This window comes from Agromyces mangrovi (assembly GCF_030296695.1).
GTDB lineage: Bacteria > Actinomycetota > Actinomycetes > Actinomycetales > Microbacteriaceae > Agromyces > Agromyces mangrovi.
Genome location: NZ_AP027737.1, coordinates 406247 through 430487 on the forward strand (window position 1 = coordinate 406247; position 24241 = coordinate 430487).

Annotated in this window: 23 protein-coding genes, 2 pseudogenes and 2 riboswitches; of the genes and pseudogenes, 16 read left to right on the plus strand and 9 right to left on the minus strand. The window is 73.1% G+C overall.

The genetic code is table 11. The annotated features are described in order from the left end of the window. Positions 1-28 precede the first annotated feature (28 nt). A riboswitch (glycine riboswitch) is annotated at positions 29-120 on the minus strand. 1 nt (position 121) lies between these two features. Continuing rightward, positions 122-208: riboswitch (glycine riboswitch) on the minus strand. 161 nt (positions 209-369) lie between these two features. The 7 genes and pseudogenes from QUE38_RS01890 to QUE38_RS01920 all read left to right on the plus strand — a co-directional run bounded on the left by QUE38_RS01890 (position 370) and on the right by QUE38_RS01920 (position 7883). Next, positions 370-1143 (plus strand): NUDIX hydrolase, encoded by a 774-nt coding sequence (locus tag QUE38_RS01890; protein WP_286309888.1) that lies wholly within the window; start codon positions 370-372, stop codon positions 1141-1143. Beyond that, positions 1140-2534 carry a quinolinate synthase NadA gene (nadA, locus tag QUE38_RS01895; protein WP_286309889.1) on the plus strand — a complete coding sequence of 465 codons (1395 nt, stop codon included), beginning with the start codon at positions 1140-1142 and terminating at the stop codon, positions 2532-2534. Before QUE38_RS01890 ends, nadA begins: the two co-directional genes overlap by 4 nt. 1 nt (position 2535) lies before the next feature. Further along, positions 2536-4047 (plus strand): L-aspartate oxidase, encoded by a 1512-nt coding sequence (nadB, locus tag QUE38_RS01900; protein ID WP_286309890.1) that lies wholly within the window; start codon positions 2536-2538, stop codon positions 4045-4047. Next, on the plus strand, positions 4044-4907 hold the full coding sequence (gene nadC / locus QUE38_RS01905) for a carboxylating nicotinate-nucleotide diphosphorylase (protein ID WP_286309891.1): 864 nt from the start codon (positions 4044-4046) through the stop codon (positions 4905-4907). Before nadB ends, nadC begins: the two co-directional genes overlap by 4 nt. Then, positions 4904-6048: pseudogene (locus QUE38_RS01910) on the plus strand (cysteine desulfurase family protein). Before nadC ends, QUE38_RS01910 begins: the two are co-directional and overlap by 4 nt. After that, on the plus strand, positions 6045-6218 hold the full coding sequence (locus tag QUE38_RS01915; RefSeq protein ID WP_286309892.1) for a hypothetical protein: 174 nt from the start codon (positions 6045-6047) through the stop codon (positions 6216-6218). Before QUE38_RS01910 ends, QUE38_RS01915 begins: the two are co-directional and overlap by 4 nt. Positions 6219-6377: 159 nt before the next feature. Then, positions 6378-7883 (plus strand): DHA2 family efflux MFS transporter permease subunit, encoded by a 1506-nt coding sequence (locus QUE38_RS01920; RefSeq protein ID WP_286309893.1) that lies wholly within the window; start codon positions 6378-6380, stop codon positions 7881-7883. Between the two features lie 30 nt (positions 7884-7913). On the opposite strand, the gene QUE38_RS01925 is transcribed toward QUE38_RS01920, so the two are convergent. Together QUE38_RS01925 and QUE38_RS01930 are read right to left on the minus strand one after the other, a co-directional pair. Then, the gene (locus QUE38_RS01925) at positions 7914-9641 is read right to left on the minus strand and encodes a substrate-binding domain-containing protein (RefSeq protein WP_286309894.1); all 1728 of its coding nucleotides are present in this window, start codon (positions 9639-9641) and stop codon (positions 7914-7916) included. A 193-nt stretch (positions 9642-9834) separates the two neighbouring features. After that, complete coding sequence (locus QUE38_RS01930) at positions 9835-10293, minus strand: nitroreductase family deazaflavin-dependent oxidoreductase (RefSeq protein WP_286309895.1); 459 nt, start codon at positions 10291-10293, stop codon at positions 9835-9837. A 101-nt stretch (positions 10294-10394) separates the two neighbouring features. Here QUE38_RS01930 and QUE38_RS01935 point away from each other — a divergent pair, with 101 nt between their 5' ends. Then, positions 10395-11048, plus strand: coding sequence for a hypothetical protein (locus QUE38_RS01935; protein ID WP_286309896.1), 654 nt, complete (start codon positions 10395-10397; stop codon positions 11046-11048). 48 nt (positions 11049-11096) lie between these two features. On the opposite strand, the gene QUE38_RS01940 is transcribed toward QUE38_RS01935, so the two are convergent. Next, positions 11097-11957 carry an Fpg/Nei family DNA glycosylase gene (locus QUE38_RS01940; protein ID WP_286309897.1) on the minus strand — a complete coding sequence of 287 codons (861 nt, stop codon included), beginning with the start codon at positions 11955-11957 and terminating at the stop codon, positions 11097-11099. A 120-nt stretch (positions 11958-12077) separates the two neighbouring features. Here QUE38_RS01940 and QUE38_RS01945 point away from each other — a divergent pair, with 120 nt between their 5' ends. Next, positions 12078-12440 (plus strand): PadR family transcriptional regulator, encoded by a 363-nt coding sequence (locus QUE38_RS01945; RefSeq protein WP_286309898.1) that lies wholly within the window; start codon positions 12078-12080, stop codon positions 12438-12440. 26 nt (positions 12441-12466) lie between these two features. Next, positions 12467-13351 carry a hypothetical protein gene (locus tag QUE38_RS01950; protein WP_286309899.1) on the plus strand — a complete coding sequence of 295 codons (885 nt, stop codon included), beginning with the start codon at positions 12467-12469 and terminating at the stop codon, positions 13349-13351. Positions 13352-13357: 6 nt separating this feature from the next. Here QUE38_RS01950 and QUE38_RS01955 read toward each other — a convergent pair whose 3' ends face one another. Further along, positions 13358-14056 (minus strand): LON peptidase substrate-binding domain-containing protein, encoded by a 699-nt coding sequence (locus QUE38_RS01955; RefSeq protein ID WP_286309900.1) that lies wholly within the window; start codon positions 14054-14056, stop codon positions 13358-13360. A 108-nt stretch (positions 14057-14164) separates the two neighbouring features. On the opposite strand from QUE38_RS01955, the gene QUE38_RS01960 reads away from it, so the two are divergent. Next, entirely contained in the window at positions 14165-15082 is a 918-nt protein-coding gene (locus QUE38_RS01960) for an oxygenase MpaB family protein (protein ID WP_286309901.1), read from the plus strand. 13 nt (positions 15083-15095) lie between these two features. On the opposite strand, the gene QUE38_RS01965 is transcribed toward QUE38_RS01960, so the two are convergent. The 5 genes and pseudogenes from QUE38_RS01965 to QUE38_RS01985 form a co-directional block, all read right to left on the minus strand. Then, positions 15096-15719, minus strand: a complete 624-nt coding sequence (locus QUE38_RS01965) for a hypothetical protein (protein ID WP_286309902.1) — start codon at positions 15717-15719, stop codon at positions 15096-15098. 31 nt (positions 15720-15750) lie between these two features. Beyond that, positions 15751-16461 carry a Pr6Pr family membrane protein gene (locus QUE38_RS01970; protein WP_286309903.1) on the minus strand — a complete coding sequence of 237 codons (711 nt, stop codon included), beginning with the start codon at positions 16459-16461 and terminating at the stop codon, positions 15751-15753. Then, a pseudogene (locus tag QUE38_RS01975) lies at positions 16458-16816 on the minus strand (ankyrin repeat domain-containing protein). The gene QUE38_RS01970 and the pseudogene QUE38_RS01975 overlap by 4 nt, the downstream one beginning before the upstream one ends. Continuing rightward, positions 16816-17820 carry an aldo/keto reductase family protein gene (locus QUE38_RS01980; RefSeq protein ID WP_286309904.1) on the minus strand — a complete coding sequence of 335 codons (1005 nt, stop codon included), beginning with the start codon at positions 17818-17820 and terminating at the stop codon, positions 16816-16818. The pseudogene QUE38_RS01975 and the gene QUE38_RS01980 overlap by 1 nt, the downstream one beginning before the upstream one ends. Before the next feature lie 63 nt (positions 17821-17883). Further along, positions 17884-18891, minus strand: a complete 1008-nt coding sequence (locus tag QUE38_RS01985; RefSeq protein ID WP_286309905.1) for a tocopherol cyclase family protein — start codon at positions 18889-18891, stop codon at positions 17884-17886. 133 nt (positions 18892-19024) lie between these two features. On the opposite strand from QUE38_RS01985, the gene QUE38_RS01990 reads away from it, so the two are divergent. From QUE38_RS01990 to QUE38_RS17805, 5 genes are all read left to right on the plus strand, one after another. Beyond that, entirely contained in the window at positions 19025-19603 is a 579-nt protein-coding gene (locus QUE38_RS01990; RefSeq protein ID WP_286309906.1) for a 1-acyl-sn-glycerol-3-phosphate acyltransferase, read from the plus strand. Positions 19604-19713: 110 nt separating this feature from the next. Further along, positions 19714-21405 carry an esterase/lipase family protein gene (locus QUE38_RS01995; protein ID WP_286309907.1) on the plus strand — a complete coding sequence of 564 codons (1692 nt, stop codon included), beginning with the start codon at positions 19714-19716 and terminating at the stop codon, positions 21403-21405. Between the two features lie 3 nt (positions 21406-21408). Beyond that, positions 21409-21867 carry a GyrI-like domain-containing protein gene (locus QUE38_RS02000; RefSeq protein ID WP_286309908.1) on the plus strand — a complete coding sequence of 153 codons (459 nt, stop codon included), beginning with the start codon at positions 21409-21411 and terminating at the stop codon, positions 21865-21867. A gap of 140 nt (positions 21868-22007) precedes the next feature. Continuing rightward, positions 22008-23297, plus strand: a complete 1290-nt coding sequence (locus QUE38_RS17800) for a HelD family protein (protein WP_433996933.1) — start codon at positions 22008-22010, stop codon at positions 23295-23297. Further along, entirely contained in the window at positions 23294-24163 is an 870-nt protein-coding gene (locus tag QUE38_RS17805) for a helicase domain-containing protein (protein ID WP_433996934.1), read from the plus strand. Before QUE38_RS17800 ends, QUE38_RS17805 begins: the two co-directional genes overlap by 4 nt. Positions 24164-24241 lie beyond the last annotated feature (78 nt).

The following is a 24241-nucleotide window of genomic DNA, read 5'->3' on the forward strand; positions in this document are numbered from 1 at the left end:
GCGCGCGGCATGCTGCCGCGGTCGAGAACTCCCCTCTGTCATGTGCCTGAGAGTTTCACGGCCCCGTGGGGTCGCTTTCACCGTGGGCGGGATGCTCATGGCATCCGCTTTTCAGAGCGGCCTGCTCGCTGCGGTCTGTGACCTGAGAGATTGGCGGGGAGGCTTGCTCCTTCGGTGCCGGCCCAGCCGGCTCTCCCGCAACGCGTCGATGGCCCGATATGCGATTGTGCGCACAGCCTACCAACCGAACCCGCGAATCCCCCGCACGCATCTCGCGTGGTCGCGGGCGCGGGCGGTTTGGTGTTCGGGTCAGGGTGACACTAAGATGGCTGGAGCTTCGAGTCAGAGTGACACTTAGGGGTGGGGCGGATGCCGCTGGAGCCTGCGCGCACGCACGACGCACGCCTCGCCGTGTCGACGGTGATCTTCGCGCTGCGCCGCGACGAGGCATCCGGCCTGCCCTCGCTCTGGATCCCCCTCGTGCGCCGCACGCGCGATCCGTACCTCGACGACTGGGCACTGCCCGGCGGCTGGCTGCCCGACGACGAGGAGCTGTCGGATGCCGCGGCCAGGACGCTCGGCGAGACCACCGGCCTCTCCCCCAAGTACCTCGAACAGCTCTACACGTTCGGCGCGCTCGGGCGCTCGCCCGGCGGCCGTGTCGTGTCGGTCGTGTACTGGGCGCTCGTGCAGTCGGACGAGGCCGAGCGCGCCACGACCGACGAGAACGTGCGCTGGTGCGCCGCCGACTCGCTCGGTCGCCTCGCCTTCGACCACAACCGCATCGTCGAGTACGCGCTCTGGCGCCTCCGCACGAAGATGGAGTACGCGCGCATCGCGCACGCGTTCCTCGGCGACACCTTCACCCTCGCGCAGCTGCGCGAGGTGCACGAGGCCGTGCTGCAGCGTCGGCTCGACCCCGCCAACTTCCGTCGCACGATGGAAGCGTCCGGCACGCTCGTCGACACCGGCGAGCGCCTGTCGGGCACCCCGCACCGGCCGCCGAAGCTCTACCGCTACGACGCCTCGATCGACCTGGCCGACGCCGGGCCGCTCGCCAGAACCCGCGCGCTCGGCAACGGCGCGCACCCCGATCGGGACGCAACCGACCCGATCCTGCCCCACCCGAGGATGAGAGCATGACCATCGCAACGCCCCCCGCCCGCGACGAGGCACAGGTCCGTCGCGCGGCATCCGTCGACCGCAGCATCCGGCTCATCCAGACCGGCGCGACGACCGGCGAGACCTGCACGCCCGAGCTCGCGAAGGGCCCCTGGGAGTTCGACCGCGGGCCGATCGGCTACGGCCCCGGGTCCTCGATGGGCGACGTGATCCCGACCGGCTCGCCCCGCCAGGGCGACCTGCCGGAGTCGTACCGCACCGCGTCGCAGGACGAGCTGCACGAGCGCATCGAAGCCGCGAAGGCCACGCTCGGCGACCGCGTCGTCGTGCTCGGCCACTTCTACCAGCGCGACGAGGTCGTGCGGCACGCCGACTTCGTGGGCGACTCGTTCCAGCTCGCGAACGCCGCCAAGGCGAAGCCCGAGGCCGAGGCGATCGTGTTCTGCGGCGTGCACTTCATGGCCGAGACCGCCGACATGCTCTCGGGCGCCCACCAGGACGTCATTCTGCCGAACCTCGCCGCCGGCTGCTCGATGGCCGACATGGCCGACCTCGACTCCGTCATGGAGTGCTGGGAGGAGCTCGAAGAGGTCTACGGCACCGAGCCCGACGCCGACGGCCGCGTGCCGGTCATCCCGGTCACGTACATGAACTCGTCGGCGGCGCTCAAGGGCTTCTGCGGCGAGCGCGGCGGCATCGTCTGCACCTCGTCGAACGCCGAGACGGTGCTCGAGTGGGCGTTCGAGCGCGGGCAGCGCGTGCTGTTCTTCCCCGACCAGCACCTCGGCCGCAACACGGCGAAGGCGATGGGCGTGCCGCTCGAGCAGATGCCGATGTGGAACCCGCGCAAGCCGCTCGGCGGCTCGACCGAGGACGAGCTGCAGGATGCCCGGGTCATCCTCTGGCACGGCTTCTGCTCGGTGCACAAGCGCTTCACCGTCGACCAGATCGAGACCGCGCGCGCGGAGCACCCGGGCGTGCAGGTGATCGTGCACCCCGAGTGCCCGATGCCGGTCGTCGACTCGGCCGACGGCTACGGCTCGACCGACTTCATCGTGAAGGCGATCCAGGCGGCGCCGGCCGGCTCGAGCTTCGCCATCGGCACCGAGATCAACCTCGTGCAGCGCCTCGCCGCCGAGCACCCCGAGCACGAGATCTTCTGCCTCGACCCCGTGGTGTGCCCGTGCTCGACGATGTACCGCATCCACCCGGGCTACCTGGCGTGGGTGCTCGAGGAGCTCGTCGAGGGGCGCACGGTGAACCCCATCACGGTGCCCGACGAGGTGGCGGGCCACGCGCGGGTGGCACTCGAGCGGATGCTGGCGGCCAAGCCGCCCGCCGGCGCCGTCGCGAAGGCGGGCACGCGCGTCTCCGACGCCATCGCGGCGCCCACCCCCGGCGCACGGGGCTGACATGGCCGCCGTCGTGGTCGTCGGCAGCGGGCTCGCGGGCCTGCTCGCGGCCGTGCGCGCCGCCGACGCGGGGCACCGCGTGACCGTGGTCACCAAGGGCCCGCTCGACGAGGGCAGCACGCGCTACGCGCAGGGCGGCATCGCCGCCGCGCTGTTCGCCGACGACTCGGTCGACGCGCACGTGCTCGACACGCTGCGCGCGGGCGCCGGGCACTGCGACCCCGCCGCCGTGCGCGTGCTGTGCGAGGAGGGGCCGGCGCGCGTGCGCGACCTGATCCGGTTCGGCGCCCGGTTCGACCGCGACGAGTCCGGGCTGGCACGCGGGCTCGAGGCGGCGCACTCGCGTGCGCGCGTGGTGCACGCGGGCGGCGACGCGACCGGCGCGGAGCTCATGCGGGCGCTCGTGGCGACCGTGCGATCGCGCGCCGTCGAGCTGGTCGAGCACGCGATGCTCGCCGACGTGCTCACCTGCCGGGGCCGCGCCTGCGGCGTACGCCTCCTGATCGACGGCCAGCTCGTCGACCGCCCGGCCGACGCCGTGGTGCTCGCCACGGGCGGCACCGGGCAGCTCTTCGGCCGCACCACGAACCCCGCGGTCGCGACCGGCGACGGCGTGGCCGCGGCGTGGCGGGCGGGCGCCCGGGTCGCCGACCTCGAGTTCACGCAGTTCCATCCGACCGCGCTCGCGACCCCTGGCGCCCCGCTGATCTCCGAGGCCGTGCGCGGCGAGGGGGCGGTGCTGCGGGATGCCTCCGGCGAGCGCTTCATGCCGTCGCGGCATCCGCTCGCCGAGCTCGCGCCGCGCGACGTCGTGGCCCGCGAGGTCGCCGCGGCCATGCGACGCCATGACGCCGCACCCGCGTACCTGGACGCGACCGCGCTCGGCGGCGCGTTCCTCGCCCGGCGCTTCCCCGGCATCTATGCGGCAACGCGCGCAGCCGGGTTCGACTGGTCGCGCGAGCCCGTGCCGGTCACGCCCGCCGCGCACTACGCGATGGGCGGCATCGCGACCGACCTCTGGGGGCGCACGAGCGTGCCCGGCCTCTTCGCGGTCGGCGAGTGCGCGCGCACCGGCGTGCACGGCGCCAACCGCCTCGCATCGAACTCGCTGCTCGAGGCGGCCGTGTTCGCCGATCGCGCCGCGCGGGTGCTCGACGCGCCGTTCCCGGCCGCGCACGGGGTCGTGCGCGCGCGGCAGGACGCCCCGGGCCCAGCCCTCGCCACCCGCGCTGCCGGCGAGCCGTTCTCTCGCGCTGCGCTCCAGGACCTGATGTGGACCCGTGCGGGCCTCGAGCGCTCGGGCGACGGCCTGGCCGAGGCATCCGCCCGGCTCGACGAGTGGACCGCCGACCCGGCGCCCACCGTCTCAGCCATCGAGGATGCGAACCTGCTGCTGCTCGCCCGCCTCACGGTCGACGCCGCGCTCGCCCGCCGCGAGTCGCGCGGCGCGCACCACCGACTCGACCACCCCGACCGCGATCCCGCGCTCGGCGCGCTCCCGGAGGCCGCATGACCGCCCTCACGCCCGCACAGCTCGACCGCATCGTGCAGGCCGCGCTCGACGAGGACGCCCCGTGGGGCGACCTCACCTCCGAGACGCTCATCCCCGCCACGGCGCAGGCGCGCGCCGACCTCGTCGCCCGCGAGCCCGGCGTGATGAGCGGCGCCGCGGTCTTCGCGGCCGCGTTCCGCCTCGTCGACCCGCGCATCGCGGTCGAGCAGGTCGTGCCCGACGGCGACCGCTTCGCCGCGGGCGACCGGCTCGCGAGCGTCGCCGGCCCGGCGCGGGCGGTGCTGCGCGCCGAGCGCATCGGCCTGAACTTCACCCAGCGCATGTCGGGCATCGCGACCCTCACCGCGAGCTACGTCGACGCCGTCGCCGGCACCCGGGCGCGCATCGTCGACACCCGCAAGACCACGCCGGGCCTGCGCGTGCTCGAGCGGCAGGCGGTGCGCGACGGCGGAGGCCGCAACCACCGGTTCTCGCTGTCGGACGCGGTCATGGCGAAGGACAACCACCTCGCCGTGCTCACGGCCGACGGCACGAGCGTGACCGATGCCCTGCTGGCGGTACGCGAGCGGATGCCCCACACGGCGCACCTCGAGGTCGAGGTCGACCGCCTCGACCAGGTCGAGGACGTGCTCGCGGCGGGCGTCGACACGATCATGCTCGACAACTTCTCGCTCGACGACCTGCGCGCGGGCGTCGCGCTCGTGGACGGGCGCGCGGTCGTCGAGGCGAGCGGCGGAGTGAACCTCGACACGGTGAGCGCGATCGCGGCGACGGGTGTCGACGTCATCTCGGTCGGCGCGCTCACGCACAGCGTGCGCTCGCTCGACCTCGGTCTCGACGTGGTGGTCGGCGGGCCGTGATCTACCTCGACCACGCCGCCACGACCCCGGTGCGCCGCGAGGCGCTCGAGGCGATGTGGCCGTACCTGACCGGCGAGTTCGGCAATCCATCGAGCCACCACCGCGTGGGCGAGGCCGCGGCGGCGGCCCTGGCCGACGCACGCGCCGCGGTCGCGCGGGTGCTCGGCTGCCGCCCCGGCGAGGTCACCTTCACGTCGGGCGGCACCGAGGCCGACAACCTCGCGGTCAAGGGCATCGCGCTCGGCGCTCCGCGCGGACGGCACGTGGTCACCACTCCCATCGAGCACGAGGCCGTGCTCGAGTCGGTCGACTTCCTCGCGCGCGTGCACGGCTTCGAGGTCACCATGCTGGCGGTCGACGCGGGCGGCCGGGTCTCCCCGACCAGCTCGCCGAGGTGCTGCGCGATGACACGACGCTCGTGAGCGTGCAGCTGGCGAACAACGAGATCGGCACGGTGCAGCCCGTCGCCGAACTCGCGGCCGTCGCGCACGCGCGCGGCGTGCCGATGCACACCGACGCCGTGCAGGCGGCCGGCTGGCTGCCGCTCGACCTCGGCGCGCTCGGCGTCGACGCGCTCTCGCTCTCGGGCCACAAGGTCGGCGCGCCGAAGGGCTCCGGCGTGCTCGCGGCGAGGGGGCGGATGCCACTGGAGCCCGTGCTCCACGGCGGCGGCCAGGAGCGGGGCCGGCGCTCGGGCACCGAGAACGTGGCCGGCGCCGTCGCGCTCGCGACCGCGTTGCGTCTCGCGGAGGACGAGCGGGAGGAGGCTGCGGCACGCGTCGCCGCCGCCCGCGACGCGCTCGTCGCGCGCGTGCTCGCTGACGTGCCGTCCGCACGCCTCACGGGCGACGCCGAGCACCGGCTGCCCGGCACGGCATCGTTCGTGTTCCCCGGAACGAGCGGCGAGGCGGTGCTGCTCGAGCTCGAGCAGCGCGGTGTCGTGGGCTCGAGCGGGTCGGCCTGCGCGGCCGGCAGCGACGAGCCGTCGCACGTGCTGACCGCGATCGGGCTGCCGGCCGAGATCGCGCAGACCGCCGTGCGGTTCACGCTCGGGCGGGACGCGGACGCCGAGGACGTTGCCGCTGCGGCGGCATCCGTCGCTTCGGCCGTGTCGGCGGTGGGCGGTATCGTGTCGGCATGAGCGATTCGACTCCGACCACCGGCGACGACCAGCGCGACGCCGAGGCCCGCGCCGCACACGAGCGCGAGGTCGAGGAGCGCCTCACCGACGAGCTCGCCCCCGAGGAGCAGCTCCTCAAGGGCTGGCTGCCCGAGGCGTCGCCGACCGACGGGCCCGCGCCGGCCCCGTAGCCCCTTCCCGCGGCCGCTCGGCCGTACGCACGCTGCGCGACGACGCGCGCCGTTCGTCCCATTCCGGGAATAGCCGTCCGCTCTCGACGGTTGCCCGGCTGTATTCGCTTCGCCGACCCCGGACCCGGCCGTGCCCGGTCCGCAGTGAGGAACCACCCCGTGACCGACCGCTCCACCCGACTCGACCCTGCCGCAGGGACCGGCTCCACGCCGACGGCGGACGCGGTTCGGGCCGCGCGCGACTCGCGCGTCATCTGGCTGCTGCTCGCGGCCTCGTTCGTCGTGATCCTCAACGAGACGATCATGGGCGTCGCGATCCCGCACCTGCAGACCGACCTCGGCATCACGGTGCAGGCGGCGCAGTGGCTGACCACGGCGTTCATGCTGACCATGGCCGTGGTGATCCCGATCACCGGGTTCCTGCTGCAGCGCTTCCACACCCGGCCGGTGTTCATCGCCGCGATGAGCCTGTTCTCGACCGGCACGCTGATCGCGGCCCTGGCCCCCGGCTACGAGGTGCTGCTCGGCGCCCGCGTGGTGCAGGCGACCGGCACCGCGATCATGATGCCGCTGCTCATGACCACGCTCATGACCCTCGTCGCTCCGAAGGACCGCGGTCGCATCATGGGCCGCGTCTCGACCGTCATCTCGGTCGCGCCGGCGATCGGCCCGACCATCTCGGGCCTCATCCTCAGCTACCTCTCGTGGCGGTGGATGTTCTGGATCGTGCTGCCGATCGCGGTGGCGATGCTGCTCATCGGCATCCGCCGGGTCGAGAACGTGACCGAGCCGCGCGTCGTGCCGATCGACGTGTTCTCGGTCGTGCTCTCGGCGTTCGGGTTCGGCGGCATCGTGTTCGGCCTCAGCCAGATCGGCGGCGCGGCCGAGTCCGGCGGCGAGGCCGGCGGCAACGCGACCACCATGTGGATCTCGCTCGCGGTCGGCGCGGTGGGCCTCGCGGCCTTCATCCTGCGCCAGGTGATCCTGCAGCGGAGCGACCGGGCCCTGCTCGACCTGCGCACGTTCCGCTCGCGCAACTTCTCGATCTCGATCGGCCTGATGGCGATCATGATGCTGACCCTGTTCGGCACGATCATCCTGCTCCCGATCTACATGCAGAGCGTGATCGGCTTCGATGCGCTGCTCGCCGGGCTCCTGCTGCTGCCGGGCGGGCTCGTCATGGGCCTCGCGGCGCCGACCGTCGGGCGCCTGTTCGACCGGTACGGCCCGACCGTGCTGCTCGTGCCGGGCAGCGTGATCGTGAGCGCCGTGCTCTGGTTCCTGGCGCTCTTCGCGACCGAGACGACCCCCGCCTGGGTGGTGCTCGCCGCGCACGTGACGCTGAGCCTCGGCCTCGCGTTCATGTTCACGCCGTTGTTCACTGCGGCGCTCGCGTCGGTCGAGCCGAAGCTCTACTCGCACGGCAGCGCGATCGTCGGCACGGTGCAGCAGGTCGCCGGGGCCGCCGGCACCGCCTTGTTCGTGACGGTGATGGCGGCGCAGAACGCTGCCCTGCAGGCGCCTGCGGTGACGGATGCCGCCGCGGCGGCCGGCGGCGTGCGCGCCGCGTTCCTCGTGGGCGCCGTGCTCTCGCTGTTCGCGATCGTCGGTTCAGCGCTGGTGCGTCGCCCGGCGGACATGCCGGCGGGCGTCGTCGGGCACTGAGCGGGCGCCCGACGCGGCCCGGCTCGCGGCTCAGCCGCAGTCGGGTCGGCAGGTGCGCTGCGAGAGCGCGGTGACGAGCACGTCGCCGAGGTCCTCGGGTTCGGTCGCCGAGTAGGCGGCACCGCCGGTGGCGTTGGCGATGCGGGTCATCGCCTCGAAGTCGGTGTCGGGTCCGAACCCGATCATGATCACCGGAACGGGCTGCAGCGGATCCTGCAGCTCCTCGAGCTCGGCGAGCAGCGTGTCGAGGTCGATGCCGTTCGCGTCCTCGTTGCGACCGTCGGTGATGAGCAGCACGGAGTTGACGCGTTCGGGGTCGTAGGTCTCGGTCACGCGCTGCACCGCGGCGAGCGTGGTGTCGTATAGGCCGGTCGCACCGCCCAGTCGCTCGGGCAGCGAGGCGATGATGCCCGCGATCTGCTGCAGGTGCGCGGCGTCGGCGAGCGGACCGATCGGGGCGAGCTCCTCGTAGTCGAGGTCGCCGTTGCGGGCGGTCGAGAACGCCCAGACGCCCATCTGCACCTCGCCCGAGAACTTCTGCATGGCGCCGAGTGCGGCCTGCTGGAAGATGTCGATGCGGCGCAGCCCGTTGCCGGCCGGGTCGAGCATCGACCCGGAGACGTCGATGACGGCGAGCATGCGGCCGCGGAGCGTCAGCACGCCCCACTGGCGCAGCAGCGCGACCTGGTCGGCGCCCGCGGGCGCCGCGAAGGTCGCCACCGGCTCGGCCACGACGCCCGGGGCGTCGAGCTCGCCGGAGCCGTCTGCCGTGCGGAACCCGTGCGCGGCGAGCACGTCGGCCGCGTCGGAGATGGCCCGTTCGAGGTCGGTCAGCAGTTCGGCGCGCGTCGGCGGGGTCCACGCGTCCGGATCCGCCTGATCGGCGTCGGCCGCCGCGTCCTCGGTCGTGTCGGCGGCATCCGACTCGGCATCGTCGGACCCGTCGGCCGCCGCGGGCAGCCGGACGAACGGATACGTCATCGCGGGCGTGCCCTCGGCCGGGTACACGGCGACGAGCTGCTCCATCGGCTCGTCGGCGTTGTAGTCGGCCACGGCCTGCTCGGTGACGATGGCCATGGTCGGCTCGGCGGCTGCGACCGTGGCTCCGAAGGCGGCATCCGTCGACGCCGGGATGGTCTTGCCGAGCTCGATCATCGCGCCGGCGAGCTGGGTCGGGTCGTCGGGGTCGGCGATGCCGGCCAGGGATGCGAGGGCCGCGAGGCTCGACGCCGAACCCTCGGGGTCGGGCAGCAGCATCCGCGTGCCGCCGGTGAACAGCGTGCCCCACCCCGGCGCCGCCTCGCCGAGCGACGCCGCCTGCTCGGCCGGCGTCGCGAAGACGACGGGGGTGGATGCCACGTCGAGGCCCACCGACACGGCCGGCGCGGGCCTGCCGAGCGAGGTCGCCGTCGCCGTCATGCGGTCGACCCACGCACCCGAGCTCGGGATCCACACGTCAGCGGGGTCTCCCGTGCCGGTGGCCACGACCGCCGCCGTGTCGGCCGACTCCTGAGCGCGCACGGTCGTAAGTGCACACCCATCGGATGCCTCGTCGAACGTCTCGGCGACAGCCGAGACGACCGGGGCGATGGTCGGGTCCGCGACGATGACGAGCTCGGTCGGCTCGTCGCATCCGTCGGGCTCGGCGGCGAACATCGAGCCGCTGAGCAGCGGGTCGAGCATGCCCGTCGCCCACGCGGCACCCGCCCCGCCGACGAAGAGGAGCGCGACGAGAGCTGCGGTGATCCCCACGAGCATCGGTCGGCGTGGTTGCTTCGCCGGCGCAACGCTGTGACGGCCCACGCTCACTCCAATGCCCACCGGGCACTGCGGCGGCACCGGTGACTCGTTCGCTTCGTTCGGGTCCGCGCCTGGGGGGCACGGATTCCAACAGTGTAGGCGACTCTCCGAGCGCCGGAACTGGAGCTCCCCTACAAGGGTGGAGAGATCCTCAGCGCCGCTCGCGCTCGGCGAGCCGGAGGCGCACGATCGGGATCTCGGGGTCGTCCTCCCCCGTGGCATCCCGCATCATCTGCTGCAGCGCCGCCCACGCCTTCGGATACCGCTCCGCATAGCGGGCCAGCACCTCGGCACCACCCTCCGCGTCGAGCAGGTCGGCCTCGGCGGGCCGGCGACGGATGCGACCGGTGCTGACGTGGCACGACGGGTCGGCGCGCAGGTTGCGGTACCACTGCGACCTCGGGCCGAAGCCCGACGCGACGAACACGGTGCGCTCGTCGGGCCGGTCGACCACCTCGAGCACGACGAACCGCGGTTCGCCCGAGGTGCGGCCGGTGTGCTCGAGCATCATGAAGCGGCGTCCGAGCAGCACCCCCAGCCCGGCCCGGTACAGCGGGATCGGCAGGCGGACCACCCAGCGGGTGCGGATCAGCTTCGCGGCGAGGCTCACCGTGCGCATGATGGCGCACGCAGGGCGTGCGCGCAAGGGCATTGCACCGCGCCTCCGCGGGGACTTGGCTGTGTGGTCGAACCTCACGAAGGAGGACCCACGTGGACACCACCACGCTCATCTGGATCATCGTCGGAGTCGTCGCCGTCATCGCGGTCGTCGTCGCCGTCGTGCTGCTCACCGCCGGCAAGCGCCGCCAGGCTCGCCTCGAGGCCGACCGGCGCAAGGCCGCCGAGCTCCGCGCCGAGGCCGACGAGGCCGACCGGCAGGCGCGGGAGCGCGAGGCGTCCGCGGCGCAGGCCCGTGCGGAGGCCGCGCGGTCGCAGGCCGAGGCGGAGGAGGCGCAGGCGCGCGCCCAGCAGGCTCGCCTCGACGCCGAGGAGCGCGCCCGTGAGAGCGAGGAGCGGCAGGCCGAGGCGGCCGAGGCGCGCTCCTCCACCGACGAGACGCGGCGGAAGGCCGATGAGATCGATCCGGACCGGCGCAGCGCCAAGGAGGCCGAGCAGGTCGACGAGCAGCGCACCGAGGAGACGAGCGCCGAGGAGCGCCGCGTCGAGGAGCCCCGGGCGAACGAGCCTCGCGCCGACGAGACCGGTGCCGAGGAGACGAGCGCCGAGGAGCACCACGAGGCCCACGCCGCCGGGCGTCACGCGGCGGATGACCCGTCGGCCGCGCCGAACGACGGCCGCACCGACGCCGACCGCGCCGCGCACGAGCGCGACGCGAGCTCGGAGCGGGCACGCCCCACGGCGTGACCGACGGCGGCGGATGCCGGACCACGCGAGTCACCGGCATCCGTCGCCCTACTTCAGCAGGCGCGACATGCGGCGGTCGGCGAGCAGCTTGCCGCCGGTCTGGCAGGTCGGGCAGTACTGCATCGAGCGGTCGGCGAAGTGCACGTCGCGCACGGTGTCGCCGCACACCGGGCACGTCTCGCCGCCGCGCGCGTGGACGCGCATGCCCTGGCGCTTCGCGTCCTTGAGCTCGGCGGCCGGTCGCCCCTCGGCCGCCTCGACCGCACCGCGGAGCGTGTCGCGAAGCGCGTCGTAGAGCCGAGCGACCTCCTCGTCGTCGAGCGATGCGGCGAGCGCGTACGGCGACATCTTCGCCACGTGCAGCACCTCATCGGAGTAGGCGTTGCCGACGCCCGCGATGAGCGACTGCTCGCGCAGCACGCCCTTGATCTGGGTGCGGCGGCCCGAGAGGATTCCGGCGAACACCTCGAGCGTGAAGTCGTCGCCCAGCGGCTCGGGCCCGAGGGAGGCGATGCCGGGCACCTCGGCCGCGTCGCGCACGACGTACACCGCGAGCGACTTCTTCGTGCCCGCCTCGGTGAGGTCGAACCCCGAGCCGTCGTCGAATCCGACGCGCATCGCGATGGGCGACTTGCCGGGCCGGATGCGGCTGGCGGGGAGCTGCTCGTACCAGCGCAGCCAGCCCGCGCGGGCGAGGTGCGCGACGAGGTGGACGCCGTCGACGTCGAGGTCGAGCCACTTCCCGTGCCGTGCCGCGCCCGTGACGGTGCGCCCGACGAGCTCGGTCAACGGCGGGTCGAAGGTCTTGAGCGCGGAGAACGAGGTCATGAGGGCCGAGCGGATGCTGCGCCCGACCGTCCGCCCGCGCAGGAACCCCACCAGCGCGTCGACCTCGGGCAGTTCCGGCATGCCGACAGTCAACCAGTCGCATTCGCGCGCATCCACCCTTGCGCGCGCATCACCACAGGTATATCGTGAGACGATATAGCGACCCACGAGTGATCTGCTCGCGAGCGACGGACGGAGACCATGACCGACACCCAGCCCCGCGACCTGCTCCCCCTGACGGAGCCGGTGTTCCACATCCTGCTCGCACTCGTGGACGACGAACGCCACGGCTACGCGATCATGCAGGAGGTGCGCACGCGCACCGATGGGGACGTGACGCTGGCGCCGGGCACGCTGTACGGCGCGATCAAGCGCCTGCGCGGCCTCGGGCTCATCGAGGAGTCCGACACGCGCGTGGATCCGGAGCTCGACGACGAACGCCGGCGGTACTACCGCATCACCGGCCTCGGCGAGCGGGTCGCCACAGCCGAGGCGGCGCGAATCGCCGCGCTCGCACGACAGGCGGCGGCGAAGCGCCTGCTGCCCGACTGGGGCGCGGCCTGATGTCCGCCCGCGTGGACGAGGGCCGGATGATCCGGGCGGCAGTGCGCGCCCTCCCGGCCGAGTTCCGCGCGGAGTACGGCGACGAGGTGCTGCTCGTCGCGCGCGACACGCTGCGCGACGCCCGCGCGTCGGGCCCGGCAGCGGTCTCCGGCGCACGCGGCCGCATCTTCGTCGACCTCGTGGCCACCGCGGCCACCGAGCACGCACGGAAGGGGTTCACCATGCGCACCACGGCACCCGGCATCGGGTACGGCATCGCGGCGGCCGTCGGCCTGCCGCTCTACCTCGCGAGCTTCGGCAGCATCGCGTTCTGGCAGCTCGTCGAGGGCGCCCACGAGGCGTTCGGCGTCCGATCGGCGGCCTGGTTCCATCCCGTCATCGCCGTCATCGGCGGGCTGCTCGCCACGATCGCGCTGCTCGGACTCGTCGGGCGCCTCGGCCTCGGCTCCCGCAGCGGTGCGATCGCCCGCACGGCCGCCATCGTCGTGGGCGCAGGGTTCACCCTGGCGCCGCCCAGCATGCTGGCCGACGGGGCGATCCTGCGGAACTCCGTGCGCGTCGCCGTCGACACCATGGCGACGATCGGCTGGGCGATCGGCATCGTCGGCGTCACGGCGCTCCTCGTCACCCTCGGCGTGATCACGCTGCGCCGGCGAGCGCTCGGCGCGTGGAGCATCGCACCGCTCGTGGCCGGCGTGATGCTCGTCGCGTGGATCGCGTACGGGGCCGTGTCGACCGCCCTGGGGGTGAGCTACCTCGTGTCGTCGGGCACGCTCGCGGCACAGCTGCTCACGTGGGCGCTGCTGCTCGCGTGCGCCGCCATGGGCGCCGGGCTCGCCATCGCCCCGCGCGACCACGCCGGCCACGCGAGCACGCCCCAGCGCCGCGTCGGCACCGCCGCGCCGGCCTGACGAACGTCAGTCCGTGCCTGCGGGATCCTCCCGGTCATCCTCGGAGCCGTCGTCGTCACCCAGGAACTCGGCCAGCTCGAGGTCGGCGTCGCCGAACGGCGGCGGCGCCGTGAGCGTCGGCTCGGCCTCGCGCGCCGCCGCGATGACACCCTCGAGCAGCTCGACGACCGACCCGGCGCGCAGGAGCCGCACCTGGTCGAGCGCGCCGACGGGCGTGATGCCGGCCAGCTGCCAGCTCGACACCAGGGGGTCGTCGTCGAGCTCGATGTCGGGCGACCACGGCAGCTCGACGAACTCGCCGGCCCGTGCGAGCACCCCGCGCACGGCGCGCTCTGCCTCCGCGCGGAGCGGCGCGTGGTCACTTGCCCACCCCAACTCGGGCAGGTCGCGCACCATCGCCATCGGGTACGGGTCGTCCTGCAGCCATTCCACGACCTCGACGCGACGCGTGCCGCGCGCCACGATCGCGACCAACCCGTCGCCGGAGCCGAGCTCGATGAGGCGGGCCATGGTGCCGATGCCGAACCGCTGGTCGCCGCCGCCGACCTCGGCCCCCCGCTCGATGAGCACGACCCCGAACTCGGGCGCCTCCCCCTCGAGCACCCGGCCCAGCATCGTCAGGTAGCGCTCCTCGAACACGCGGAGCGTGATCGGCATGTGCGGGAACAGCACCGAGCCGAGCGGGAACATCGCCGCCTGTCGCATGCACGACAGTCCAGCACCGAACGCTGTGAATGCCTGCAACGGCGGCCGGTGGCATCCGATCTGTGATTCACCGTTCACTTCCGGCGCGGGTAGCGCTAGCCTTCGGGCATGCGACGAGACCACTGGCGGCAGCGCAACGCGGCGCTCGATCCGACCCGCGACCACGTGGAGATCTACCGCAACGTGGTCATGTACGAGTTCCCGTGGGACATGAACCAGGCGCTGAGCTTCGCGCTGTTCCGCACCTACGCGGTGCCGGGCATCGGACGCCTGCTCGACGAGACCGGCGAGTTCACGGGGCGCACGCAGAAGCGGTACGACGACACGGCCCTGCTGCTCGAGGCGCCGAGCCGACTGGGCTTCGACCACCCCGAGGCGCGCGCGGCGATCCGCCGCATCAATGGCATGCACCGCGCCTACGACATCCCCGACCACGAGTTCCGCTACGTGCTCTCGACGTTCGTCGTGGTGCCGAAGCGGTGGCTCGACACGTACGGCAAGCGCCCGCTCGACGCGGGTGAGCTCGAGGCATCCGTGCACTACTACCGGGCGCTCGGGGCCCGCATGGGCATCCCCGACATCCCCGAGACCTACGACGGGTTCGCGACGCTCATGGACGACTACGAGGCCGAGCACTTCGCGTTCGAGCCGGGCGCCCGTCGCGTGGCCGACTCGACGCTCGCGCTGCTGCTCACGTTCCACCCGCGGCTGCCGAAGCGCATGGTGGAGGTGTTCAGCCGCGCGCTCATGGACGACGAACTGCTCGACGCGCTCGGCTACGACCACCCGCCCCGGGCCGTCACCGCCGCCTCGCGCGCCGCGCTGCGCCTGCGCGGCCGCATCGCGCGCCTGTTGCCGGCCAACCGCACGCCCACCGCGGTCGCCGACCTGCCGTGGGTGCGCAGCTACCCCGACGGGTACGACATCGAGCACCTCGGCACCTTCCCGAGCGGATGCCCCGTGCCGCACGAGGCACGCACCGACGCCGCCCGTCACGGCGAGCGCACGGAGCCGGGCGCCGCCTGAGCGTCGCTGCCGCCTACCGCGACGCCGGGCGTGCGAAAAGCACGCCGTGCACCGCGCACTGGCGCTCGATCGCGGCGACGATGCGCGTGAACTCGGTGTCCTCCACGCCGGCCGCGGACACGATCGCGAACTCGCGGCCCGTTACGGGGTCGCGGAAGAGCGGGGTCCACGAGCGGCTCCGGCGGAGGCGCTCCCGCACGCGGTCGTCCTTCAGCAGGAGCTCGACCTGCGGCGCGAGCGGCGCGCCCGTCGTCACCGACGTGCGGAGCCGGCGACCCTGCACGTCGAGCCCGTTGACCCGCGCCTCCGCGACCTCGTGCCAGAGCACCTCGAGCCCCGGCACCGCGACGCCGTCGGTGCGCACCTCGATCGGCTGCTGCACGCCCGTGCGGTCGCGCCTGCGCGCGAGGAATCGCCACCAGACGCCCGCCGTGTACGCCGCGAACACGACGACCAGCGGCGTCCAGATCGAGGGGAACAGGATGCCCGCCAGCACCGTGACGGCCGTGCCCGCGATCTGGAGCAGCACCGAGACGCCCGCGTCGCCGCCGACCTGCTGCGAGAAGCGCCCCAGCGTCGGGATCGCCCGATCGACCACGTCGCCGGTGAGGACCCGCTCGATGCGCTCCGATGCCATGGGGCGGACCCTAGCGGACGCAGGTGGCCGATCAGGTGGCCGGCTGGTGGGCCTGGGGATCGCCGGCGGACTCGGATCCGGCATCCGACCGCGACCGGCTCCACCGGCCGAGCAACCGGTCGACGCCGACGACGAGCGCGCCGATCACCGCGATGCCCACGCCGATCTGCAGCACGCCGACCAGCACGTCGCCGTAGCCGCGCCCCTCGGGGTCGAGGAACGGGTACGGGTAGCGGTCGGGCACCACGGGCAGCAGCACGGCGCGCGTGATCGACGCGGCCGCGTAGCCGAGCGGGAACAGCAGCCAGAGCGCGATGTCGACCCATCGGGTGCGGCCGTGCGGGCGGAACAGCACGAACTCGGCCAGCACCATGATCGGGGCGACGTAGTGCACGAGGAACGCCGACCAGTTCGACAGCAACTCTGAGGCATCCGCCGCAACGACCAGCCCGGGCAGCGGGTTCTCGCCGTGGTTGTTGATGAAGTGCGAGACGAGCATGGTCGTCAGCAGCCAGACCACGATGCCGCCGCGCAGCCGGGGCGCCGGGGCGTCCGTCGTGCGGCGCTGCACCATGAGCCCGACCGCGATCGCGTAGTAGGCGAGTGCGAAGACGCTCGCGTTGCTCGTGAAGAACTGCAGTTTGTGGCTGCCGCTCAGGATGCCGCAGAGGATGACGACGACGATCGCGGCCCGCCACCAGAACGACGGTGCGGCGAGCACGCGCCACGGCGAGGCGCTCATGCGCCGGGGAGGGTGCGGCCGAACATCTGCGCGGTCGCGCGGGCGCTCGGCGTGCCCGCGTCGGGGTCGGCGCCGGCGGCGACGAGCGCGGCGACCACGTCGTCCTCCCCTTGAACACCGCGCCCGCGAGCGGCGACTGGCCGCGCGCGTTCAGCCGGTTCACGTCGGCGCCGCGCTCGGCGAGCGCGCGCACGAGCCCCGCGTGACCGTGGTACGCGGCGAGCATGAGGAACGTGTTGCCCTGATCGTCGGCGAGGTCGGCGTCGACCCCGGCATCGACGAACTCGATGAGCAGGTCGGCGCCCGCGCGAGCCAGGTCGAAGAGCTGCTCGGGGTCGACAGATGGTGCGGACATCAGCTCATCCGAGTCTGCGGCGAACGGGTCTTCGCGGGGTCGCGCTCGGCCAGGTGTCCGATCGCGTCGTCGATCGCCGCCATCGTGTCGGCGTCGAGGGTGCGACCTGCGGCCTGCACGTTGTCGGCGACCTGCTCCGGTCGGGAGGCGCCGATGATCGCGGCCGACACGTTGGGGTTCTGGAGCACCCAGGCGACGGCGAGCTGGGGCATGGTCAGCCCAGCGGCATCCGCCACCGGCCGAAGTGCCTGCACCCCGCGAAGGATCTCGTCGTCGAGGAACCCCTGCACCATGTCGGCGCCGCCCTTCTCATCGGTCGCACGCGAGCCCGCGGGCGGCGCCTCGCCCGGCAGGTACTTGCCCGTGAGCACGCCCTGGGCGACCGGCGACCACACGATCTGCCCGATGCCGAGCTCCTCCGACGTCGGCACGACCTCCTCCTCGATCACGCGCCACAGCATCGAGTACTGCGGCTGGTTCGAGATGAGCGAGACGCCGAGCTCGCGCGCGAGCGCGTGGCCCGCGCGCAGCTGCTCGGCGTTCCACTCCGAGACGCCGATGTAGAGCGCCTTGCCCTGGCGCACGATGTCAGCGAACGCCTGCATCGTCTCCTCGAGCGGGGTCTCGTAGTCGTAGCGGTGCGCCTGGTAGAGGTCGACGTAGTCGGTGCCGAGACGCTGCAGCGAGCCGTCGATCGACTCCATGATGTGCTTGCGCGACAGCCCGGTGTCGTTGTGCCCCTTCGGCCCGGTCGGGAAGTAGACCTTCGTGAAGATCTCGAGCGACTGGCGGCGCTCGCCGCGCAGCGCCTCGCCGAGCACGGTCTCGGCCGCGGTGTTCGCGTAGACGTCCGCCGTGTCGAACGTCGTGATGCCGGCGTCGAGCGCGGCACGCACGCAGCGCAGCGCGGTGTCGTTCTCGACCTGCGAGCCGTGGGTGAGCCAGTTGCCGTACGTGATCTCCGAGATCTTGAGGCCGCTGTTGCCCAGGTACCTGAATTCCATGCACCCAGCCTAGAGAGCGAGCGGATGCCTCGGGGCCGCCACGCTCGACGGCCTCCGCGCTCCCTACAGGGCCAGCAGGCGCTCGGTGTCGCCGAACACCTCGAGCCCGGCGCAGTCGGCCACGCCCTCGAGCCGCACGCGGCCGTCGTGGTCGACGTGCCGGAACACGACCTGCGCGTCCATGGTCTCCTCGACGCGCTGGTGCATCGCCTCGCGCAGCGGCGCGTGCAGCAGTCCGCCGCGGACGCGCTCGGCCTCGAGGTGCAGCAGCCCGTCAGGCCCCGAGACGCTCCAGCGCACGTGCGTGTCGTCGATCGCGAGGGCGTGCTCGCGCGAACGGTTGTACGTGGTCCACTTGTGCAGGCGTCCGCCGTGGCGGAACCCGATGATCGAGCCGCGGAACGACCGGCCGACCCACGGGATGATCGCGACCGACGCGATGAGCGAGGCATCCGTGCCGTCACCGGTCGTGGCGTCGACGTGATTGCTCGCCATCCACACGTAGCCGGCCGGGAAGGCACGGCCCCAGTCCTTCTCGATGTAGCCGCGCCCGCCGTCGAACGAGACCGGGGAACCCTCGACCTCGAGCGTGCCGGCCAGGCCGTGCCCGAACGAGACGATGCCGTGGAAGCACTCCATGAACGGCACGAGCCCGTACCAGCCCATGATGCCGGGCTCGCGCAGCGTCACCGGCCACGGCGTGAACGGCTCGGGGAACCCGACGTGCCCGCGCAGCTGCGGCAGGTCGAGCGTCACACCCCGCGGCGAGAACCGGTTCGCGCCCACCCGCACCTCGAAGCCGTGGGCGGATGCCTCGAAGTCGTCGACGTCGAACCGGTGGTACCACGACCGCCCGGTCAGCCCGTCAAGCACCTGCACGAACGCCTCGTCGCGCTCGCCGCCGTCGCCCGCGAGCCCGCGGAAGACCCCGGGGATCACCGCCCAGCGCTGCGACCGGTCGGCGCTGACGAGCTTGACGTACCAGCCCTCGAAGAACCCCCGGCGCACGCCGTGGCCGTGGAACGCCTCGGGGCGTCGCACGCCGCGCATCCATGCCGCGGGAGTCCGCATGCGGCCATCGTAGGCGCGCGCAGCCGCCCGGAGGCGGCCTGTGGGGAACCCGCTCGACCCGGCGGGAGCGCACGACCCCCGGGGCATCCGACGCATTCAGGTTGCGGCACGCCCGGTCGCGTAGGGTTGCCGGGTGCTCCGACGACTCGTGTCCCGCCTGTACTGGGCCTGCAGCAGGTGGACCCTCGCGGGCGAAGCGGCGCCCGACCGCCCCTCCGTGCTGATCGGCGCGCCCCACACGTCGAACTGGGACTTCGTGCTCATGCTCGGCATCGCGTGGCGACACGGCATGGACATCCGCTGGCTCGGCAAGAAGAGCCTCTTCGCGGGGTGGCGCGGGCCGATCATGCGCGGCCTCGGCGGCATCCCGGTCGACCGCTCGAACCCGGCCGACGTGGTCGGCGAGGTGCTCGCGCGCATCGAGGCCGGCGAGGTGTTCGGCCTGGTCGTGACCCCCGACGGCACGCGCGGGTCGAACACGTACTGGAAGTCGGGCTTCTACCGCATCGCGCGCGAGGCGGGCATTCCGGTCACCCTCGGCTACGTCGACCGCACGACGATGACGACGGGCCTCGGACCGACGTTCGAGCTCACGGGCGACGTGCCGGCCGACATGGATCGCATCCGCGCGTTCTACGCCGACAAGGCGGGCGTGCGCCCCGAACTGCGCACCGAGCCGCGGCTGCGCAGCGAGGACGCGCCCGCCGTCTGAGCCGCGTACCCGGCGGCGCGGCAGCCGGGCATCCGCTCGCCCTCTTGACACGCGCGGCGTGAGGGAGCAACGTACGAGCCATCCTCACTGATGCGGACGGGGGCCCGTACATGGCGAGCGAGACCGACGAGCGGCAGGCTCCGCGACCGTTGATCCTGATCCGGGGATTCGGCGGCGTGGGCGTCGACGACGACCGGGCGAACCCGTACCAGGGGTTCAACGACGGCACCGTCTACCCGGGCAGGCGCGGCGAGAACTACATCTACGAGGGCTTCGTGCTGCGAGCGATGAAGTCCCCGGAGCATCCGTACCGCGACGCCACCAACGTGGCCGGCTTCTACTCGGCGCACCAGGACGCGCCGCCCGACGTCGGCAGCCTCGACGAGGACGACGTGACCGGCACGATCGTGCTCGACCCCGCCGTCGAGCAGAAAGTGCTCTCGCAGGGCACGGCTGGCACGATCTGGATCTTCCGCTACTACGACCTCAGCCCGCGCGCCCTCGCGATCTACGGCCGGGGGCTGGAGCGTCTCGTCACGCTCATCCGGCGCTCGGCCGAACGACACGGCGAGGAGTTCCGCGGCGTCGACATCGTCGCGCACAGCATGGGCGGCCTCGTCACGCGCGAGGGCCTCATCGCGATGCACGAGACCTCCGAGGCGTTCCGGGGGCAGACGGATGCCTCCGAGGCGGCCGCCGATGCCATCGCACCGCGCGCCCTGGTGCATCGCATCGTCACGCTCGGCACCCCGCACCGCGGCATCGCGTTCCAGCGGACGCCCGAGTGGCTGCTGCGCGCCCTGCCGAAGGTGGAGGATGCGGCCGACGAGCTGGCGTCGTTCGACCCCGAGTCGACGCGGTTCCGCGAGTGGGACGCGGTGTACGACCGGCGCAACGTGCTGACCGTGGTCGGCACCAACTACCGCTCGTACGACATCGGCATCGCGAGTGCGCTGAACCGCCTGTCGAGCCTGCTGAACGACGGGTCGATGGTCTACAACCGCAGCGACGGGCTCGTGAAGCAGGCATCCGCCCAGCTGCCCGGGGCGCCGCGCACGTTCGTGCACAAGTGCCACGGCGGCAACGACTCGCTCGTCACCTCGCGCGAGGCATACGAGATCGCGATGCGCTTCTTCCACGGCACGCACCGCATCGCGCTGTTCCTCGAGGAGGCGGAGGTGACCCGCGGCGGCGATTGGATCGGCCGCAGCGAATTCTACTTCGGTGTAACGATCAAGCCGCGGTTCGTCGACTTCGAACTGTTCCACCAGAGCGTCGAGGCGGAGAACTGCTACGGGCCGTTCCACGAGAAGGACCTGACCGACGACCTCGGCGACCTGGAGCAGGCGCTCCTGCGGCCACTGGCCGACTTCGGCGGCGCGACCGACTGGGCCGGGCCCGACCGACTCATCTGGGAGGGATGGATCAACGCGGCGCTGAAGCCCGGCGACGCGCACGGCCTGGTCTTCCGCGTCGACTTCTACGTCGGCGAGCGCGACACGTTCGGCATCGGCTTCTCCGACAACGTCGTGTACCGCAAGCAGTACTACGTGCAGGCGTTCCCGGCGACGCAGGCGGAGGTCGCCGGCGCGCGCACCGAGATCTACCTGCACACGGGCGAGCAGCACCTGGTCGGCGCGCAGGCGCTCGACCAGGCCGGGGTGCGCGCCCGGGCCGCCGACCACGCCGCACCCGACGTCGTCGCGGCCGCGCCGGTCGACGGGTCGCCCGGCGACTGGACGTTCGAGATCGACGGCACCGGGTTCAGCGGCACCTTCCGCATCCGCATCGAGGAGGACTGAACGATGACCGAGATCACCATCGCCGAGCGCGCCCCGCAGCCGACCGCAGGCATCCGCGAGACCGTGCCGATGGACCAGCTGCCCGAGTTCTTCGGGCGTGCGTTCCACGCCACGATGGAGGCGATGCGCGCGCAGGGCGTGGCGCCGGCGGGGCCGCCGTTCGGCAAGTACCACGGCGTGCCGGGAGCGACCGCCGACGTCGAGGCCGGCGTGCCGGTCGCCGGCGCGTTCGAGACCGCCGGCGACGTCGTCGCGCGCGAACTGCCCGGCGGCATGATCGCGTCGGCGCTGCACGTCGGGCCGTACGACACGCTCGGCGATACCTACGACGCGATCCGGCGCCACATCGTCGACGAGGGGCGCATGCCCGGCGGCATCATGTGGGAGTGCTACGTCAGCGACCCCGAGGAGGAGCCCGACCCGGCGACCTGGCGCACCGACGTCTGCTGGCTGGTCGTCTGACTCCCCGCCACATCCATTATCCCGCACCGAGGGGGCTTGCGGCAAGAGGGGGTGACGCGGGCAGAATCGCAGGTCGCAGCCCGATTCCGCGAATCTCGTCGGCGTCGGCGCCGCGCTGCCCACGACCCCGGAGCCGCCGCGTGACCAGCCTCTCGACCCACACCTTCGACCTCCCACCGACCAACGCCCACAAGGCGAACCCCGCGCGCATCGCCGCAGACGAGCGGCACTTCGCCCGCATCGCCGACCGCCTCGCCCGGCAGATCGCCGATCTCGACGACCGCCTCGACGCCGAGCGCCGCGCCCCGGGCGGGCGCGGCCATCAGGCGCTCGATCGCGACCTGCGCATCCACCACCTGACGGCGCGCCTGCGCGTGCTGCGCCGATTCGGCGCCGACGCGTGCCTCGGCCGCATCGTGCCCGCGGGCGAGGGCGACCCCGTCTACATCGGCCGCTTCGGCCTGGCGGACGACGATGGCCGACGACTGCTGCTCGACTGGCGCACGCCCGCCGCCGAGCCGTACTTCGCGGCCACGAGCGCCAACCCGCTGGGGCTCGCGAGCCGTCGACGATACCGCTGGGCCGGCGGTCGGGTGCGCGACTACTGGGACGAACTGCTCGATGCGGATGCCCCGAGCGACACCCTCGCGCTCGACGACGAGTCGGCGTTCATCGCGAGCCTCGGCACCGAGCGGTCGGGTCGCATGCGCGACGTGCTGGGCACCATCCAGGCCGACCAGGACGCGATCATCCGCGCCGACTCGCGCGGCGCGCTCGTCGTCGACGGCGGGCCGGGCACCGGCAAGACCGTCGTCGCGCTGCACCGCGCGGCCTACCTGCTGCACGCCGACCCCCGGCTCGGCGCGGGGCGCGGCGGAGTGCTGTTCGTGGGGCCGAACACGTCGTACCTGGCGTACGTCGCGGACGTGCTGCCCAACCTCGGCGAGGAGGGCGTGCAGACCTGCACTCTGCGCGAGCTCGTCGCCGAGGGCGCCGACGCGGTCGGCGAGCGCGATGCGGAGGCGGCCCGGCTCAAGGCATCCGCTCGCATGATCGAGGCGATCGAACCCGCCGTGGCCTTCTACGAGGAGCCGCCGACGCAGCCGCTCGAGGTCGAGACGCCCTGGGGCGACCTGTGGCTCGACCCCGCCGACTGGGCGGAGGCGTTCGCGGCGCCGGAGCCCGGCACGCCGCACAACGAGGCGCGCGACCAGGTCTGGGAGACGCTCGTGGAGATCCTCGCCGACCGGCTCGACGACGACGAGGTGTCGATCGACGAGCTGCGCCGCGCGCTGGCCCGCAACGCCTCGCTCGCGCGCACGTTCACGCGTGCGTGGCCGCTGGTCGAGGCATCCGTGCTCGTCGGCGACCTGTGGTCGGTGCCTGCCTACCTGCGTCGCTGCGCCCCTGGCTCGCGCCCGACGAGGTGACGGCACTGCAGCGATCGGATGCCTCGGGCTGGACGACCCACGACCTGCCGCTGCTCGATGCGGCCCGGCGCCGCCTCGGCGACCCGCGGTCCTCCCGTCGTCGGCGCGAGCGCGAGGCGACGCTCGCCGCCGAGCGCGAGGCGATGTCGCAGACGATCGAGCGTCTCGTCGCCGCGGGCGACGACCTCCTCAGCTGGATGGACGGCGACGACCTGCGCAACAGCCTCGTCGACGACGCCGTGCTGCCCGCCGACGACCCCGACCGGCTCGCGGGCCCGTTCGCGCACGTGATCGTCGACGAGGCGCAGGAGCTGACGGATGCCGAGTGGCGCATGCTCATCGCGCGCTGCCCGTCGCGCAGCATCACGGTGGTCGGCGACCGTGCGCAGGCGCGCCACGGCTTCGCCGAGTCGTGGGAGGACCGCCTGCGGCGCGTCGGCCTCGCGGATGCCTCGGTCGCGACGCTGCGCGTGAACTACCGCACGCCGGCGGAGGTCATGGCGGAGGCCGAGCCCGTGATCCGGCGCGTCATCGCGGACGCGAACGTGCCGACGTCGGTGCGCTCGACCGGGGTGCCGGTGCGACGCGTGGCGCACGCCGAACTCGGGTCGGTGCTCGAGGCGTGGCTCGCGGCGCACGAGGCGGGCGTCGCGTGCGTGATCGGCGACCCCTCGTTCTCGGCCGACTCGGTCGCGGGCGGCGCAGGGCGCGTGCGCTCCCTCTCCCCCATCGAGGCGAAGGGCCTCGAGTTCGATCTGGTCGCACTCGTCGAGCCCGACGCGCTCGGCGACGGCATCGAGGGCGCGGTCGACCGCTACGTGGCCATGACCCGAGCGACGCAGGAGCTGGTTATGGTCGACGCCTGACCGAGAGCGGCGCGGTGTCCGAGAGTCGCGCGCATGCTCGAGGTGCACGAGGACCGGCGCAACCGCTCCGACGGCCCG

Excerpts from the sequence above, each read along its gene's own strand:
- QUE38_RS02000 (WP_286309908.1), top strand. The coding sequence starts at position 21,409 with ATGACCGAGATCACCATCGCCGAGCGCGCCCCGCAGCCGACCGCAGGC.
- nadC (WP_286309891.1), top strand. The coding sequence starts at position 4,044 with ATGACCGCCCTCACGCCCGCACAGCTCGACCGCATCGTGCAGGCCGCG.
- QUE38_RS01955 (WP_286309900.1), bottom strand. The coding sequence starts at position 14,056 with ATGCGACAGGCGGCGATGTTCCCGCTCGGCTCGGTGCTGTTCCCGCAC.
- QUE38_RS01940 (WP_286309897.1), bottom strand. The coding sequence starts at position 11,957 with ATGCCGGAACTGCCCGAGGTCGACGCGCTGGTGGGGTTCCTGCGCGGG.
- QUE38_RS01965 (WP_286309902.1), bottom strand. The coding sequence starts at position 15,719 with ATGGCATCGGAGCGCATCGAGCGGGTCCTCACCGGCGACGTGGTCGAT.
- QUE38_RS01950 (WP_286309899.1), top strand. The coding sequence starts at position 12,467 with ATGATCCGGGCGGCAGTGCGCGCCCTCCCGGCCGAGTTCCGCGCGGAG.
- QUE38_RS01915 (WP_286309892.1), top strand. The coding sequence starts at position 6,045 with ATGAGCGATTCGACTCCGACCACCGGCGACGACCAGCGCGACGCCGAG.
- nadA (WP_286309889.1), top strand. The coding sequence starts at position 1,140 with ATGACCATCGCAACGCCCCCCGCCCGCGACGAGGCACAGGTCCGTCGC.
- QUE38_RS01970 (WP_286309903.1), bottom strand. The coding sequence starts at position 16,461 with ATGAGCGCCTCGCCGTGGCGCGTGCTCGCCGCACCGTCGTTCTGGTGG.
- QUE38_RS01960 (WP_286309901.1), top strand. The coding sequence starts at position 14,165 with ATGCGACGAGACCACTGGCGGCAGCGCAACGCGGCGCTCGATCCGACC.
- QUE38_RS01945 (WP_286309898.1), top strand. The coding sequence starts at position 12,078 with ATGACCGACACCCAGCCCCGCGACCTGCTCCCCCTGACGGAGCCGGTG.
- QUE38_RS01925 (WP_286309894.1), bottom strand. The coding sequence starts at position 9,641 with ATGCTCGTGGGGATCACCGCAGCTCTCGTCGCGCTCCTCTTCGTCGGC.
- nadB (WP_286309890.1), top strand. The coding sequence starts at position 2,536 with ATGGCCGCCGTCGTGGTCGTCGGCAGCGGGCTCGCGGGCCTGCTCGCG.
- QUE38_RS01985 (WP_286309905.1), bottom strand. The coding sequence starts at position 18,891 with ATGCGGACTCCCGCGGCATGGATGCGCGGCGTGCGACGCCCCGAGGCG.
- QUE38_RS01995 (WP_286309907.1), top strand. The coding sequence starts at position 19,714 with ATGGCGAGCGAGACCGACGAGCGGCAGGCTCCGCGACCGTTGATCCTG.
- QUE38_RS01980 (WP_286309904.1), bottom strand. The coding sequence starts at position 17,820 with ATGGAATTCAGGTACCTGGGCAACAGCGGCCTCAAGATCTCGGAGATC.
- QUE38_RS01890 (WP_286309888.1), top strand. The coding sequence starts at position 370 with ATGCCGCTGGAGCCTGCGCGCACGCACGACGCACGCCTCGCCGTGTCG.